The organism is Paraburkholderia panacisoli (assembly GCF_008369935.1).
Classification (GTDB): domain Bacteria; phylum Pseudomonadota; class Gammaproteobacteria; order Burkholderiales; family Burkholderiaceae; genus Paraburkholderia; species Paraburkholderia panacisoli.
The window spans coordinates 16,285-29,592 of sequence record NZ_VTUZ01000031.1 but is presented as its reverse complement, the minus strand read 5'-3'; the positions used below and the strand labels follow the sequence as shown (position 1 = coordinate 29,592).

Here is a 13,308-nt window from a genome sequence, read left to right as displayed (position 1 = left end):
GCATGCAAATCACGCGCGAACAGATCACCGGCCTGCTGCTGGCGGGCGGTCGCGGCATGCGCATGGGCGGGGTCGACAAGGGCCTGCAGACACTGCACGGCGAGCCGCTGGCCGCCCATGTGCTGAGGCGCCTGGCGCCGCAAGCCGGCGCGCTGGTAATCAGCGCCAATCGCCATCCCGACACCTATGCCGCCCTCGGCGCGCCATTCGGCGCGGCGATCGTGGCCGATACGCTGCCCGGCTTCCCGGGACCGCTGGCGGGCTTGCTCGCCGGGCTCCGCGCGAGCGCGACCCCCTATCTGCTGAGCGCGCCCTGCGACTCACCCTGGCTGCCCGCCGATCTCGCCGCGCGCCTCGCGCACGCGCTAAACGCGAACCAGGCCGACATCGCCACCGCCACGACCGTCGACGCCGACGGCAACACGTCCCTCCACCCTGTCTTCGCGCTGCTGCGCACCGGACTCGCGGACGACCTCTCGGAGTTTCTGGACGCCGGCGAGCGCAAAGTCCGCGCGTGGTACGCACGCCACAGGACGGTGGAAGTCGTCTTTACCGACGAGCGCGCGTTTTACAATGCCAACTCGTTACAAGAACTCGCCGACCTCGAAGGTGATCGAGGCCCCGGTTGATCTCCGCCCGACCGCACGGCAACAGCCGCGCCCTTCTCCGGTCGCGACGCCCAGCCCTTCATGACCACGCTTAACGAATTTTCCCGCTGCGTCGCGCAATACGATCCTCACGCGCTACCCGTTCCGGCTGCCCAGGCCATTGTTCGCCAGTGGGCCGCACCGGTCACGGCCGTCGAACGCGTGGCGTTGCGCGACGCGCTCGACCGCGTGCTCGCCGCCGATATCATGTCGCCGATCAACGTTCCTTCGCATGACAATTCCGCGATGGACGGCTACGCGTTCAAGCGCGCGGCGCTGGCAACGGAAGCATCCGCCATCGATCTGACCATCGTCGGCAAGGCGCTGGCCGGGCATCCGTTCGCGGGCCGCGTCGAGGCGAACCAATGCGTGCGCGTAATGACCGGTGCCTGCATGCCCGCAGACTGCGACACGGTCGTGCCGCAGGAACTGGTCGAGCGCAGCGCGGATGCGACGACGATCCGTTTCGCGGCCGACGCCGTCTCGCCCGGCGCCAATCGCCGCCTCGCCGGCGAAGATCTCGCCCGCGGCCATGCCGCGCTACGGGCCGGCCGCGTCGTGCAGGCATCGGACCTCGGGTTGCTGGCGTCGCTCGGGATCGGCGAAGTGAATGTACGGCGGCGCCTGCGCGTCGCGTTCTTCTCGACCGGCGACGAATTACGCTCGCTTGGCGAGCCGCTCGATGCGGGCTCCGTCTACGACAGCAACCGCTACACGCTGTTTGCGATGCTGCGGCGCCTGAACGTCGACGCCCTCGATCTCGGCGTGGTGCGCGACGAGCCCGCCGCGCTGGACGCCGCGTTGCGCAGCGCCGCGGCGAGCGCCGACGTGGTGCTGACCTCGGGCGGCGTGTCGGTCGGCGAGGCTGATTTCACGAGGCAACTGCTGCAGACCTTCGGCGACGTCGCGTTCTGGAGTCTGGCGATGCGGCCAGGCCGGCCGCTCGCGTTTGGCCGGATCTGGTCAGGCGCGCGGCCGGGCGTCGGGCAGCCGGCGCTATTCTTCGGGTTGCCGGGCAATCCGGTCGCCGTGATGGTGGCGTTCTATCAGATCGTGCGGGAAGTGCTGTTGCTGATGTCCGGCGCGACGCCGCGCCCGCTGCCGACGATTCACGCGAAAAGCCGCCAGGCCATCCGCAAACGCGCCGGCCGGACCGAGTTCCAGCGCGGCATCGCGGAGCAGGACGCGCACGGATACTGGCGCGTCACGCCGACCGGCTCGCAAAGCTCCGGCGTGCTGAGTTCGATGAGCGAAGCCAATTGCTTCATCGTGCTCGGACACGACGAAGGCGCGATTGCCGAGGGAGAACGCGTCGCGATCATGCTATTCGACGGCCTCGTATAACGCTTGCGCGAGCGGCCGTTTGCAGCTTTACCCATTCATTACCACAACGACACACGGGTTGGACCTACATGAAAAAACAGATCTCGTTCATTGCACCTGGACAGACGGCCAAAGCGCTCATCCTCGTGTATCTGACGTTCTCGGTGCCGATCGTGCTGCTGGGCGTGCTGGTCGCGTTCATTCGCTACGGCTCGGTGGAATTGAGCACGGTGTTCAGCGCGCTGTTGCTGAATGCGATCCTCGGCTTCGTGCTGCTGTGGATCGCCTGTCACGCGTACAACTGGGTTGCATCGCGCTTCGGCGGCATTGAAATTCATCTGACCGACGCGCCGGAAGAGGCGTAATGCCCGCGACGATCCGCGCCGCCGCGCCCGCGGACACCGGCGCCATCTTCGCGCTGACGTACGAACTGGCGCAATTCGAAAGCCTCACGCACGTCTTTGTCGCGACCGAAGAGGGTCTCTTCGACGCGCTATTCGGCGCGCGGCCGTCGATTGAAGCGCTGGTCGCGCAACACGCCGGACGCATCGTCGGCTATGCCCTGTTCTTCCATAATTATTCGAGTTTCGCCGGCAGGCGCGGGCTGTATCTGGAAGACGTGTACGTGCAACCCTCGCAACGCGGCAGCGGCCTCGGCACCGCGTTGCTGCGGCGCCTTGCGGCCCTGGCGGTGGAGCGGCAATGCGCGCGTTTCGAGTGGACGGTGCTGAACTGGAACCAGCCCGCGATCGACTTCTATCAGAAGATGGGAGCGACCGTGTTGCCGGACTGGCGCGTGGTGCGGGTGACAGGCGATGCGCTTCAACAGTTGGCCGCGGGCGCGGTTAGAGCCGACGGCGTCTAAGCTTCGCGCCGGGCCGCCCGCTCGACGCTCAGCCTCGTTGCAGCCTTATTGCTCCTCGGGGTCCACACTCGACAGCGCATCGCCGAGCAGGCCGCTCGCCTCCTCTCCCGGCAACGCCTCGACGTCACGCAGCTTGCGGCTCATCACGCGGGTGCGTGTTTCCGCCGCTTCGATCGAACGCGTGACGGTTTCCAGCTGCGCCCTGGTCTTCGCCAGCACGTCGCCGAATTTGCCGAACTCCGTTTTCACCGCGCCGAGCACCTGCCACACCTCGCTCGACCGCTTTTCGATCGCGAGCGTGCGGAAGCCCATCTGCAAACTATTGAGCAACGCGGTCAGGGTGGTCGGACCCGCAATCGTCACGCGATAGTCGCGCTGCAGCAGATCCGTGAGTCCAGGCCGGCGCAGCACTTCCGCATACAGGCCTTCGGTCGGCAGGAACAGCAGCGCGAAGTCGGTGGTGTGCGGCGGCGCCACATACTTCTCGGCGATCGCACGCGCCTCCGCGCGAATCCGCGCTTCGAGCGCGCGTGACGCCTCTTCCACCGCGACCGGATCGGCGCGCTCCTGCGCTTCGATCAGACGCTCGTAGTCTTCGCGCGGGAATTTGGCGTCGATCGGCAGCCAGACGGGCGCCGCCGCGGCGCCCTGCTCCGCGCGTCCCGGCAAGCGGATCGCGAACTCGACCCGCTCCGCGCTCTTGGGTACCGTCGCGACGTTTTTCGCGTATTGATCGGCGGTGAGCAACTGTTCGAGCAACGCTTCCAGTTGCACTTCGCCCCACGTGCCACGTGTCTTGACGTTGGTGAGCACCTTCTTCAGATCGCCCACGCCGGCCGCCAGCGTCTGCATCTCGCCCAGCCCGCGATGCACCTGTTCGAGCCGGTCGGACACCTGCTTGAACGATTCGCCCAGGCGCTGTTCGAGCGTGGCGTGCAGCTTTTCGTCGACCGTGCGGCGCATTTCCTCGAGCTTGGCCGAGTTGTTCGCCTCGATATCCTTCAGCCGCTGTTCGATGGTCGCGCGCACTTCGGCGAAGCGCCGGTCGTTCGCCTCGGTGAGGTGTCCCAGTTGCAGGCTCAGCGTGTCGCCGAACTGCTTGAGCGTGCGGCCCTGTTCGTCGCGGGCCTGCTGGGCTTGCGCCTGCAGGCTGTGACGCACCGCGTCGAGCTGCTGCGCGAAACCGTCGATCTTGCCGCTCTGCACCGTGGTCATGCTGCTGAACTGCGCGGCGAGCGTCTGTTGAAAGTGCGCGAAGCCGCTGCTCTGCTCGGTGCGCGACACCCGCGCCGTCTCGGCGATATCGTTGCGCAGTTGCCGTTCGAGACGCTCGTACGCGTGCGCTTGCGTGTCCGCGGCAACATCGAGACGTTCGTTGAGCAGTTCGAACTGTTCGTGGTCGTCCGCGCGGCCCTGAACGCGCAGCAGCAGCGCCACCGCGATGACCCATGCGACCGCCAGCACCGCGACGGCCGCCACCAGAATCATCATCATGAACGCGCCTTGCCGATCACATCCGGGTTGATCGGATTCGGCGCCTGGCCGGCGCGCGGCCCTTCGCCCAGCGCGGCGATCAGGTTGTCCGCGGCGAGGTTCGCCATCGCGCGGCGCGTGGCTTCGGTCGCGCTCGCGATATGCGGCGTCAGCACGACGTTCGGCACACTCAGCAGACCCGGATTCAGATGCGGCTCGCCTTCGTACACGTCCAGACCGGCCGCCGCGATCTGCTTCGAGCGCAGGGCTTCGACCAGCGCCGCGTCGTCGACGATGCCGCCACGTGCGATGTTGGTGAGCGTAGCGGTCGGTTTCATCAGCGCGAGTTCGGCCGCACCGATCGTGTGATGGCTTTCCTTCGAGTACGGCACGACCAGCACGACATGATCGGCGCGGCGCAACAGGTCCTGCTTCGATACATATTCCGCGTTCAGCTCGGCCTCGATCTCCGGCGCCACGCGCGAGCGGTTGTGATAGAGCACCTGCATGTTGAAGCCCTTCGCGCGACGCGCCAGCGCCTGGCCGATCCGGCCCATGCCGATCACGCCGAGCGTGGAGCCGTACAGATCGTTGCCGAGAAAGCCGTCGTAGCTCCACTTCTGCCATTTGCCCGCGCGCAGCCAGTGCTCCGATTCGGCGATACGCCGCGCCGCGGCCATCATCAACGCCCAGCCGAAGTCGGCGGTCGACTCGTTGAGCACGTCCGGCGTGTTGGTGCCAAGCACGTTCGCGGCGTTGAACGCGGCCATGTCGAAGTTGTTGTAGCCCACCGCCATGTTCGACACCACGCGCAGACGCGGCGCCGCGGCCAGAACGCTCGCGTCGATCGGCTCGCCCGCGGTCAGCGCGCCGTCCTTATCCGCGAGACGGCGCTTCAGTTCGTCGGCGGCCAGCACGTCGCCCTGGTTACTGTCGACGTCGAAATACTGTTTGAGCCGTTCAATCACATCGGGAAAGATCGAACGGGCGACGAGGATTTTCTGCATTGCAATTCTCCGTATGGCGCGTCGAGCGGAAATGCCTCGGCGTCGAAATCAGCGTCAGAAAAACAGCCAGCCGGTGAGCGCGAAGAGCGGCAGCAGCACCGCGCCGGACCAGCCCATAAAAGCGAAAAAACTCGGCATGCGAACGCCGCGCGACTGTGCGATCGCTTTCACCATGAAGTTCGGCGCGTTGCCGATATACGTGTTCGCGCCCATGAACACCGCGCCGGCCGAAATCGCGGCGAGCGTGGTCGCGCCGGTGGTCATCAACGTCTGCGCGTCGCCGCCGGCCAGGTTGAAGAACACGAGATAGGTCGGCGCGTTGTCGAGAAACGAAGATAGCAGGCCAGTCGCCCAGAAGTACATGATGTCGCGCGGCTGGCCGGCAGGATCGTTGACCAGATGGACGACGCCCGCGAACGCACCGGCCTCGCCGGCGCGCAGCATCATGATGACCGGCGCGATCGTCACGAAGATCCCGGCGAACAGTTTCGCCACTTCCTCGATCGGCGCCCAGTTGAAGTCGTTGCCCGCGCGCGCCGCGCGCGGCGTCAGCGCGAGCGACAGCAGCGTGACGGCGATCAGCGCGACATCGCGTACCGCATTCTGCAACGCCACCTGGGTACCGAACACGTCGAACGACACCCCCGGCCGCCATAGCCCGCTCATCAGCACGAGCGCGATCACCGCGGCGAGCAGCAGAAAATTGATCTTGCCGTCGATGCCGCGCGGCGCGCCCTCGGGCGTCGGATCGAGAAAGCGCGAGCGCTCCTCTTCACGCTGATGAAAGTAGTACGAATCGAGCGCATAGAAACCGGCCAGCAGCACGGCGCTGACGAACAGCATCGGCAGCGCGAGGTGCACCGTGGTCCAGAAAAAGCTGACGCCCTCGAGGAAGCCGAGAAAGAGCGGCGGGTCGCCCAATGGCGACAGCGAACCGCCCACGTTCGCCACGAGAAAAATGAAGAACACGACCACATGGACCGCGTGCCGGCGATTGTCGTTGGCGCGCAGCAGCGGACGGATCAACAGCATCGCCGCGCCGGTCGTGCCCATCACGCTCGCCAGCAGCGTGCCGAGCGCGAGGATCGCGGTATTCACGCGCGGTGTGCCGTGCAGATTGCCGCGCACGCAGATGCCGCCCGCGACCGTGTAAAGCGTCGTCAGCAGGAGGATGAACGGAACGTACTCGGCAAGCATGGCATGCACCAGCTCGCCGAAAGCCTCGTGCACACCGAAGCTGAGCGCGAACGGCACGAGAAACGCGAGCGCCCACGCGGCCGCGATCTTGCCGAAATGGTGATGCCAGAACGCGGGCGCGACCAGCGGAAATACCGCAATCGACAGCAGCACGCCGGCGAATGGCAGGCCCCACAGCGCCGACAGGCTCGCGCCGTCGAGCGTCGCGGCAGACACCGGTTGAGACCACGCAACCAGCGTCAGTGCGGCGGCGAGCGACATCCTCGCCCACACGGCATGCCCTTTCATATTCTTGAATTCCTTTTATTGCGAGTATTGCGAGCGGCCACGCGCGCTGGAGCGTAGCCGCGCTACTCGCTCAGGCACCCTGCACGACGATCACATGCACCCGGTACGGGCCATGCGCGCCGAGCACGATGGTCTGTTCGATATCGCCGGTGCGCGAGGGCCCGGAGACGAAATTGACTGCGCGGGGCAGTTCGCCGCGCTCTTTGCGGATCAGGCCGAACGCTTCCTCATGCCCCGCGACGATGCGCGAAGCCGGCACGATGGCAATGTGCGTTTCCGGCAGCAGGCCGGCTGATGCGTAGGTTTGCGGCCCGGACAGCAGCACGAGCGTGCCGGTCTCGGCGGTGGCGCAGAAGCAGCCGGTGAGACCGACCAGGTCACCGTCTTGCGGCTTGCGGAATTCAACGGTGAGGCCGGCTTCGGCCCACTGCAGATCCTGCAGCGTTTGCCACGCGATAGCCTGGAGCGGCAACCCGTGATGCGTGAGGTAGCGATGCGCTGCGGCCGGCACATCGGCAAGCGTCTGAACGGTGTCGACCGTGGTCGCCAATTTCTGCGCTTCTTCGATGAAGCGAGCGCTCAGGTCGGCCGACATCTCCGGACGCGGACCGGCTGGATGACGCTCGAGATAGTCCGCCGCGGCGTCGCGCTCGGCAGCCGACGGCTCGGGCTCGCGTCCTTGCGCGGCGCGGATGCGCGCCAGGATGTTGCGGCGGGCAATCGATGTGTCCATATGCGAGATCCTCATGTCGACAGCCGTGCGAAGTGACGAGGATTATACCGGCCGACCTTCGCGCGAACACCCTGGCCGAACGGCATATTGCGAGGCGGCGCCCGCGCGTTCAAAGTGATGACCACGCTAGCCGTTGCATGAACCCGCGCAGCGCGTGAAGCGCGTTATTTCGCCGCCTCTTCGTCAGGCTGGGCGATGCCGAACACCTGCCGCAAATACGCGAGGTAGGCCTTGTCTTCGCACATGTTCTTGCCCGGCGAATCCGACAGCTTCGCCACCGGCTGACCATTGCAGCGAACCATCTTGATGACGATCTGCAGCGGGTTATAGCCGAGGTCGTTGGTCAGATTGGTGCCGACGCCGAAGGCCAGCTTGCAGCGGCCGCGAAAGCGCTCGTAGAGTTGCAGCACCTTCGGAATGTCGAGCGCGTCGGAGAACACGAGGACCTTGGTGCGCGGGTCGCAGCGGTTCGCCTCGTAGTGTTTGAGCAGGCGCTCGCCCCAGTCGAACGGGTCGCCGGAATCATGACGCGCGCCGTCGAACAGCTTGCAGAAGTACATGTCGAAGTCGCGCAGGAAAGCCTGCATGCCGTACACGTCGGACAGCGCGATACCCAGGTCGCCGCGATATTCCTTCGCCCACATTTCGAAGCCGAAGGTCTGCGAGTCGCGCAACCGGGGGCCGAGCGCCTGGCAGGCCTGCAGGTATTCATGCGCCATCGTGCCGAGCGGCGTGAGATTGTGCTTCATCGCGTAGAAGACGTTGCTGGTACCGGCGAACTGCTCGCCGAGACCGTCTTTCAGCGTGAGGATCACTTCCTCGTGCCATTGCTTCGAGAAGCGGCGGCGCGTGCCGTAGTCGGCGATCTTGCAGTCGGCGAATTCGGACCGCGCGCCCAGCAATTGCATCTTTTCGACGAGACGCCCGCGCCCTTCGCTGTAGTCGGGCGTTTGCTGCGTGTTGCGGAAATAGACCTCGTTGACGATCGCGAGCATCGGAATCTCGAACAGGATCGTATGCAGCCACGGCCCCTTGATCTCGATGTCGATTTCGCCATTGCCCTTCGGCGACGGTTCGATCGAAATGTATTTCTCGTTCAGATGGAACAGCGCGAGAAACTCGATGAAGTCGCCCTTGATGAAGCGCATGCGCCGCAAGTAGTCGAGCTCGTCGTCGGTGAAGCGCAGGTCGCAGAGCTTGCGCACTTCGTCGCGAATCTCGCTGATATACGGCACGAGATCGACATTCGGCGTGCGGCAGCGGAAACGGTACTCCACGTTCGCGGCGGGAAAATGATGCAACACCACTTGCATCATCGTGAACTTGTACAGATCGGTATCGAGCAGCGAAGTAATAATCATGATGGTGCGAACTGGATCGCTGAAAAAACGAAAAGGCCCGACTCAAAAGGCCTGACTCACCCGTGCGCCTGTGGCGCACCCATGCGCCGACCTGTCGCATGTTACCCGAATGCGTCAGGCTTCAGCGCGCCGGCGGGCTCTAGCTGGGCGCCTGAAGAAAGTCCCTTGCCGGGGGTCATAAACTAATCACGAAAACATATAAAAGGCGTTGGCCGATGCTGCATGCGCCACTTGACGTTACGTTACAATAGCGCTTTTGGCGTTTGCGCCTTCCCTGATTCCGCATGCAGGAGCTGCCTGAATGACTCACGTTGTGACCGAAAGCTGCATCAAGTGCCGCTATACCGACTGCGTCGATGTGTGCCCGGTGGACTGCTTTCGCGAAGGTCCCAACTTCCTCGCGATCGACCCCGATGAATGCATCGACTGCGCCGTGTGCGTAGCCGAATGCCCGGTGAACGCCATTTATGCCGAAGAAGATGTGCCGGGCGACCAGCAGGACTTCATCGAGCTGAATGCCGATCTGGCGAAGAGCTGGCCGAGCATCACCAAGACCAAGGCGCCGCTGCCGGAAGCCGACGAGTTCAAGGACGTGAAGGAAAAGCTCGCGCTGCTCGCGCGCTGAGCGCAACCGCCTGTCGCACGCCCCGCGGCAATCCGACAAAATAGAGATGAACGCAGGGTATTGACAGGTGCAAAAGCTGCCCCTACAATTTCGCTTCTCTGCTGTTGTTGTTCTGTTCCTCGATAGCTCAGTCGGTAGAGCGCCGGACTGTTAATCCGTAGGTCCCTGGTTCGAGCCCAGGTCGAGGAGCCAAGAATTGCAAAAGCCCGTTAACCAAGACGGGTTTTTTTATGTAGATCAAGTTGTACTGCTGTTCCTCGATAGCTCAGTCGGTAGAGCGCCGGACTGTTAATCCGTAGGTCCCTGGTTCGAGCCCAGGTCGAGGAGCCAAAATTTTGAAAGGCCCGCATCCGTGCGGGCCTTTTGTTTTGCACGGTCAGTTTTGCGCGTCACGTATTTCTCGATGGCGGATCGCGGCGTGACTCGCTCGCCGCTGACGTTTTTGCCGCCCGCTAACTTGTTGATGAGCCGGCCGCGAGCCAGCGTGCGTCATCTGGCTCATAGGCCCCGACCCTCTTCGGAGCATGCCGTTATACGATGGCGGTATCCCGGCGCGTCTCGCGCCCAACCCAGGCGCTCACCTCGGCAGGCAATCCATGAAACCCATCTCATTGCGCATCGCGCTTGCAGCCGCCACCGCCATGCTACTGTCTTCAGCACACAGCGAAGAAGTCGCCAGCGTCAATACCAACTTCCACATCACAGGCTCCGACCGGGTGGTCGTCGAGGCTTATGACGATCCGATCGTTCAAGGCGTGACCTGCTATGTGTCGCGCGCGCGCACCGGCGGCGTCAAGGGCACGCTCGGGATTGCTGAAGATCCGACCGAGGCGTCAATCGCATGCCGCCAGGTCGGTGCGATTCATTTCACCGGCCCGGTGAAGCAGCAAGACGACGTGTTCTCCGTGAGCATGTCGCTGATCTTCAAGTCGCTGCATGTGGTGCGTGTGGTCGACGCGAAGCGCAACACGCTCGTGTACCTCACCTATAGCGACCGGGTCGTCAGCGGCAGCGCGAAAAACAGCGTGAGCGCCGTGCCGATGCCGTCCGGCACAACGATCCCCGTCAAGTAAGCGCCGGCTTACGGCGAGACGCCTCGCGGCGCAAGCAAATGGCCCACGCCGCGAGCGCTCGCGACGCGCTACACTGACCGGTCCAGCCGGACCTTCATCATGACAGCCGCCCATCGTTTCCGAGATTCCGCCCGCTACTGGCGCACGCCGCTTCTGCCCGGCGCCGACCTGCTCACGGCCGAATATCACGATCACGAATTCACGCCGCATTGGCACGATGCATACACGATCCCGGTGATCGTCGCGGGTGCGGAGGGTTATCGATATCGCGGTTCCGACTATGTCGCCGAGGCCGGCAGCGTGCCGATCATCAATCCCGGCGAACTGCACACGGGCTCGAAGGCGGTCGAGGCGGGCTGGCGGTATCGCGTGCTGTATGCGCCGGTGGATTTCATCCACGACCTCGCCAATGAAGTCGGCGGCAAGCCGCAGGCGCAGCCGTGGTTTGCGCCCGGTGTGATTCGCGACCCCGATCTGGCAATGCGGCTCGCGTGCGCGCATCGACTGCTGGAGACGGGCGACGATGCGCTTGCCGCCGAAGCCGCGATGCTCGACGCGCTGTCCACGCTGCTGGTCCGCTACTCGCGCACACAACCGGCGGCCATGCATATCGCCGCCGATGATGCTCGCGTCGCGATCATGCAGGAGCGTCTGACTGGCGATCTCGTCGAGCCGGTTACGCTTGCGGAGGTGGCGCGGACAGCGGGGTTGTCGCCGTTTCACGCGGCGCGCCTTTTCACCCGCGCGACCGGCTTGCCGCCTCACGCGTGGCGCAATCAGGTGCGTTTGCAACGCGCGCTGGCGCCATTGCGCGCGGGGGTTTCGGTAACGGATGTCGCCGCGGCTAGCGGCTTCACCGATCAGAGCCATTTCACGCGGCATTTCCGGCGCATGTTCGGGGTGCCGCCTGGTCGGTGGCAGGGGGTTTGAGGCGGCGTTGAAGCGTGGGGGCGGGGCGCTACGCGTTGCGGGCTGGCTTCGGCGCTTTTGCCCCTTGCCCTCTTGCCCTCTTGCCGCTTGTCCCCGCCCTTCGCCTCCGCTCCTCCGCCCTGCGCCCCTCGCCTTCGCTCCCTCGCCTTCGCTCCCTCGCCTCTCATCCTCTCGCCTCCCATCCTGCCTCTTCCCCCGTCCCGTGCCCCTCGCACTCCGCTTGCCGCACTTCCACCATTCCTCGCCACCGCCGCCCATCGCTACCATCACCCCGAACCGCGCGCGCACGCCCATTCAGCGCAAGAACGTACAAGCCCGCCCTACCCCCCTTGGCTATCCTTGCCAAATCAAGGAGGCAGGATTGACCCACTCACCCCAAGGCCAGCCCGTCAGCACAGGCCACATCAAGGAATTCACGGCCGGCGCACGCGACATCATCCCGATGATGGTCGGCGCCGCGCCGTTCGGCGTCATTTTCGGCACGCTCGTCGCATCCGGCCCGCTGCATCTGTGGCACGGCCAGTTGATGTCGCTCGTCGTGTTCGCCGGCTCCGCGCAATTCATCGCGCTCGGCCTGATAGCCGGCCACGCGAGTTTCGCCGTGGTCTGGGCCACCACGCTCGTCGTCAATCTGCGTCACGTGCTGTATAGCGCGACGCTCGCGCCCTACGTCGCGCATCTGCCGGCCCGCTGGCGCTGGGCGCTCGGCGCGCTGCTCACCGACGAGGTCTTCGCGGTCGCGTGGGAACACTACCGGCATCGCGAACCCGGCACGGTCGGTCCACACTATTTCTTCGGTGCGGGTCTCGCGATGTACCTGAACTGGCAGCTGTGGACCATCGCCGGCCTGCTGTTCGGCGCGGCCTTCCCCGGCCTTCAATCGCTCGGGCTCGATTTCGCGATGGTCGCCACCTTCATCGCGATCGTCGTACCGCAACTCGTCGCGGTGCGCTACATCGCGGCCGCCGCGACCGCGGGCACGCTGGCCTTTTTCTGGCAGGCGTGGCCGTACAAGTTGGGCTTGCTCGGCGCGGTGTTCGCGGGCGTGGCGGTCGGCGTGCTGCTGTCGATGTCGCGCCCCAACCTGCGCGGCTCGCGCGAAACCGTGGAGGCCGCCCGATGAACTACGTCGTTCTGATCCTCGGCATGGCGGTCATCACGTGGGTGATCCGCGCGGCCGTGTTCGTGCTCGGCGACCGGCTGGTGTTTTCGCCACTGGTGCGCACGGCCTTGGGTTTCGTGCCGGTTACCGTGCTGACGGCGCTCATCGTGCCGATGGCGGTTTCGCCGCACGGCACCCATGCCGAACTGAGCTGGCGCAATCCGCAGCTGGTCGGCGCGCTGGCCGCTGTCGTCGTCAGCGCGCTGACGCGGCGGCCACTGCTGACCATCGCGGTCGGCCTGACAGTGTTCTTTGTCTGGCAATGCGTCGTGCTCAATTAGGTACGTGCCGCCGCGCGGCGGCGTCGACACATGTGCCGTCCACCCCGCGTCACATGCTACGCACGACAGCGACGCACCCAGTTCGCGGCGCCTCCCCTCCCTCCAAAGCCTTCGCCCGCCGCCCGCACGGCCTCAACACCCACATCGGCCGGCTTGCGTGACCCGCGACACGCGGCAAGCGACCCATCCAGCTAACGACGCATCCCTCTAATGCGCCCCGCCACCACCCGCACCCCCTCAAGTTTCCGTCCAATCCGCCGATAAGAAGTCGAGGTCCGCGCATCGGGATTCATCCCGCTGGTTACGCGGCAACAGGCAGGAATCAACCGCGTCGGCATCTGGC

14 protein-coding genes and 2 tRNA genes are annotated in these 13,308 nt (G+C 65.1%); 11 read left to right on the top strand and 5 right to left on the bottom strand.

The features are described 5' to 3' along the window. The first annotated feature begins 2 nt into the window (after positions 1-2). From mobA to FVF58_RS34020, 4 genes are all read left to right on the top strand, one after another. Positions 3-629 carry a molybdenum cofactor guanylyltransferase MobA gene (gene mobA, locus FVF58_RS34035; RefSeq protein WP_149674128.1) on the top strand — a complete coding sequence of 209 codons (627 nt, stop codon included), beginning with the start codon at positions 3-5 and terminating at the stop codon, positions 627-629. 60 nt (positions 630-689) lie between these two features. Further along, positions 690-1,991 carry a molybdopterin molybdotransferase MoeA gene (moeA, locus tag FVF58_RS34030; protein WP_149674127.1) on the top strand — a complete coding sequence of 434 codons (1,302 nt, stop codon included), beginning with the start codon at positions 690-692 and terminating at the stop codon, positions 1,989-1,991. A 68-nt stretch (positions 1,992-2,059) separates the two neighbouring features. After that, positions 2,060-2,335 carry a hypothetical protein gene (locus FVF58_RS34025; RefSeq protein ID WP_074764961.1) on the top strand — a complete coding sequence of 92 codons (276 nt, stop codon included), beginning with the start codon at positions 2,060-2,062 and terminating at the stop codon, positions 2,333-2,335. Continuing rightward, positions 2,335-2,835 carry a GNAT family N-acetyltransferase gene (locus tag FVF58_RS34020; protein ID WP_149674126.1) on the top strand — a complete coding sequence of 167 codons (501 nt, stop codon included), beginning with the start codon at positions 2,335-2,337 and terminating at the stop codon, positions 2,833-2,835. The genes FVF58_RS34025 and FVF58_RS34020 overlap by 1 nt, the downstream gene beginning before the upstream one ends. 45 nt (positions 2,836-2,880) lie before the next feature. Here the strand turns inward: FVF58_RS34020 and FVF58_RS34015 are convergent, their stop codons facing one another. The 5 genes from FVF58_RS34015 to pncB form a co-directional block, all read right to left on the bottom strand. Further along, positions 2,881-4,329 (bottom strand): DNA recombination protein RmuC, encoded by a 1,449-nt coding sequence (locus FVF58_RS34015; RefSeq protein ID WP_149674125.1) that lies wholly within the window; start codon positions 4,327-4,329, stop codon positions 2,881-2,883. Beyond that, complete coding sequence (locus FVF58_RS34010) at positions 4,326-5,315, bottom strand: 2-hydroxyacid dehydrogenase (protein WP_149674124.1); 990 nt, start codon at positions 5,313-5,315, stop codon at positions 4,326-4,328. The genes FVF58_RS34015 and FVF58_RS34010 overlap by 4 nt, the downstream gene beginning before the upstream one ends. A 54-nt stretch (positions 5,316-5,369) precedes the next feature. After that, entirely contained in the window at positions 5,370-6,800 is a 1,431-nt protein-coding gene (locus FVF58_RS34005) for a sodium:proton antiporter (protein ID WP_149674123.1), read from the bottom strand. Between the two features lie 70 nt (positions 6,801-6,870). Continuing rightward, positions 6,871-7,533 (bottom strand): LutC/YkgG family protein, encoded by a 663-nt coding sequence (locus tag FVF58_RS34000; RefSeq protein ID WP_149674122.1) that lies wholly within the window; start codon positions 7,531-7,533, stop codon positions 6,871-6,873. Between the two features lie 164 nt (positions 7,534-7,697). Then, positions 7,698-8,894, bottom strand: coding sequence for a nicotinate phosphoribosyltransferase (gene pncB, locus FVF58_RS33995; protein ID WP_149674121.1), 1,197 nt, complete (start codon positions 8,892-8,894; stop codon positions 7,698-7,700). Positions 8,895-9,195: 301 nt separating this feature from the next. Here pncB and fdxA point away from each other — a divergent pair, with 301 nt between their 5' ends. From fdxA to FVF58_RS33955, 7 genes are all read left to right on the top strand, one after another. Next, complete coding sequence (gene fdxA, locus FVF58_RS33985) at positions 9,196-9,519, top strand: ferredoxin FdxA (RefSeq protein ID WP_149674120.1); 324 nt, start codon at positions 9,196-9,198, stop codon at positions 9,517-9,519. Positions 9,520-9,635: 116 nt separating this feature from the next. Then, positions 9,636-9,711 (top strand) — tRNA-Asn (locus tag FVF58_RS33980). 62 nt (positions 9,712-9,773) lie between these two features. Continuing rightward, a tRNA-Asn gene (locus tag FVF58_RS33975) sits at positions 9,774-9,849 on the top strand. Positions 9,850-10,115: 266 nt separating this feature from the next. Further along, complete coding sequence (locus FVF58_RS33970) at positions 10,116-10,592, top strand: CreA family protein (RefSeq protein ID WP_149674119.1); 477 nt, start codon at positions 10,116-10,118, stop codon at positions 10,590-10,592. Positions 10,593-10,691: 99 nt separating this feature from the next. Next, positions 10,692-11,522, top strand: a complete 831-nt coding sequence (locus FVF58_RS33965; RefSeq protein ID WP_149674118.1) for an AraC family transcriptional regulator — start codon at positions 10,692-10,694, stop codon at positions 11,520-11,522. A 361-nt stretch (positions 11,523-11,883) separates the two neighbouring features. After that, the gene (locus tag FVF58_RS33960; protein ID WP_149674117.1) at positions 11,884-12,645 is read left to right on the top strand and encodes an AzlC family ABC transporter permease; all 762 of its coding nucleotides are present in this window, start codon (positions 11,884-11,886) and stop codon (positions 12,643-12,645) included. After that, positions 12,642-12,965, top strand: coding sequence for an AzlD domain-containing protein (locus FVF58_RS33955; RefSeq protein WP_149674116.1), 324 nt, complete (start codon positions 12,642-12,644; stop codon positions 12,963-12,965). The genes FVF58_RS33960 and FVF58_RS33955 overlap by 4 nt, the downstream gene beginning before the upstream one ends. Positions 12,966-13,308 lie beyond the last annotated feature (343 nt).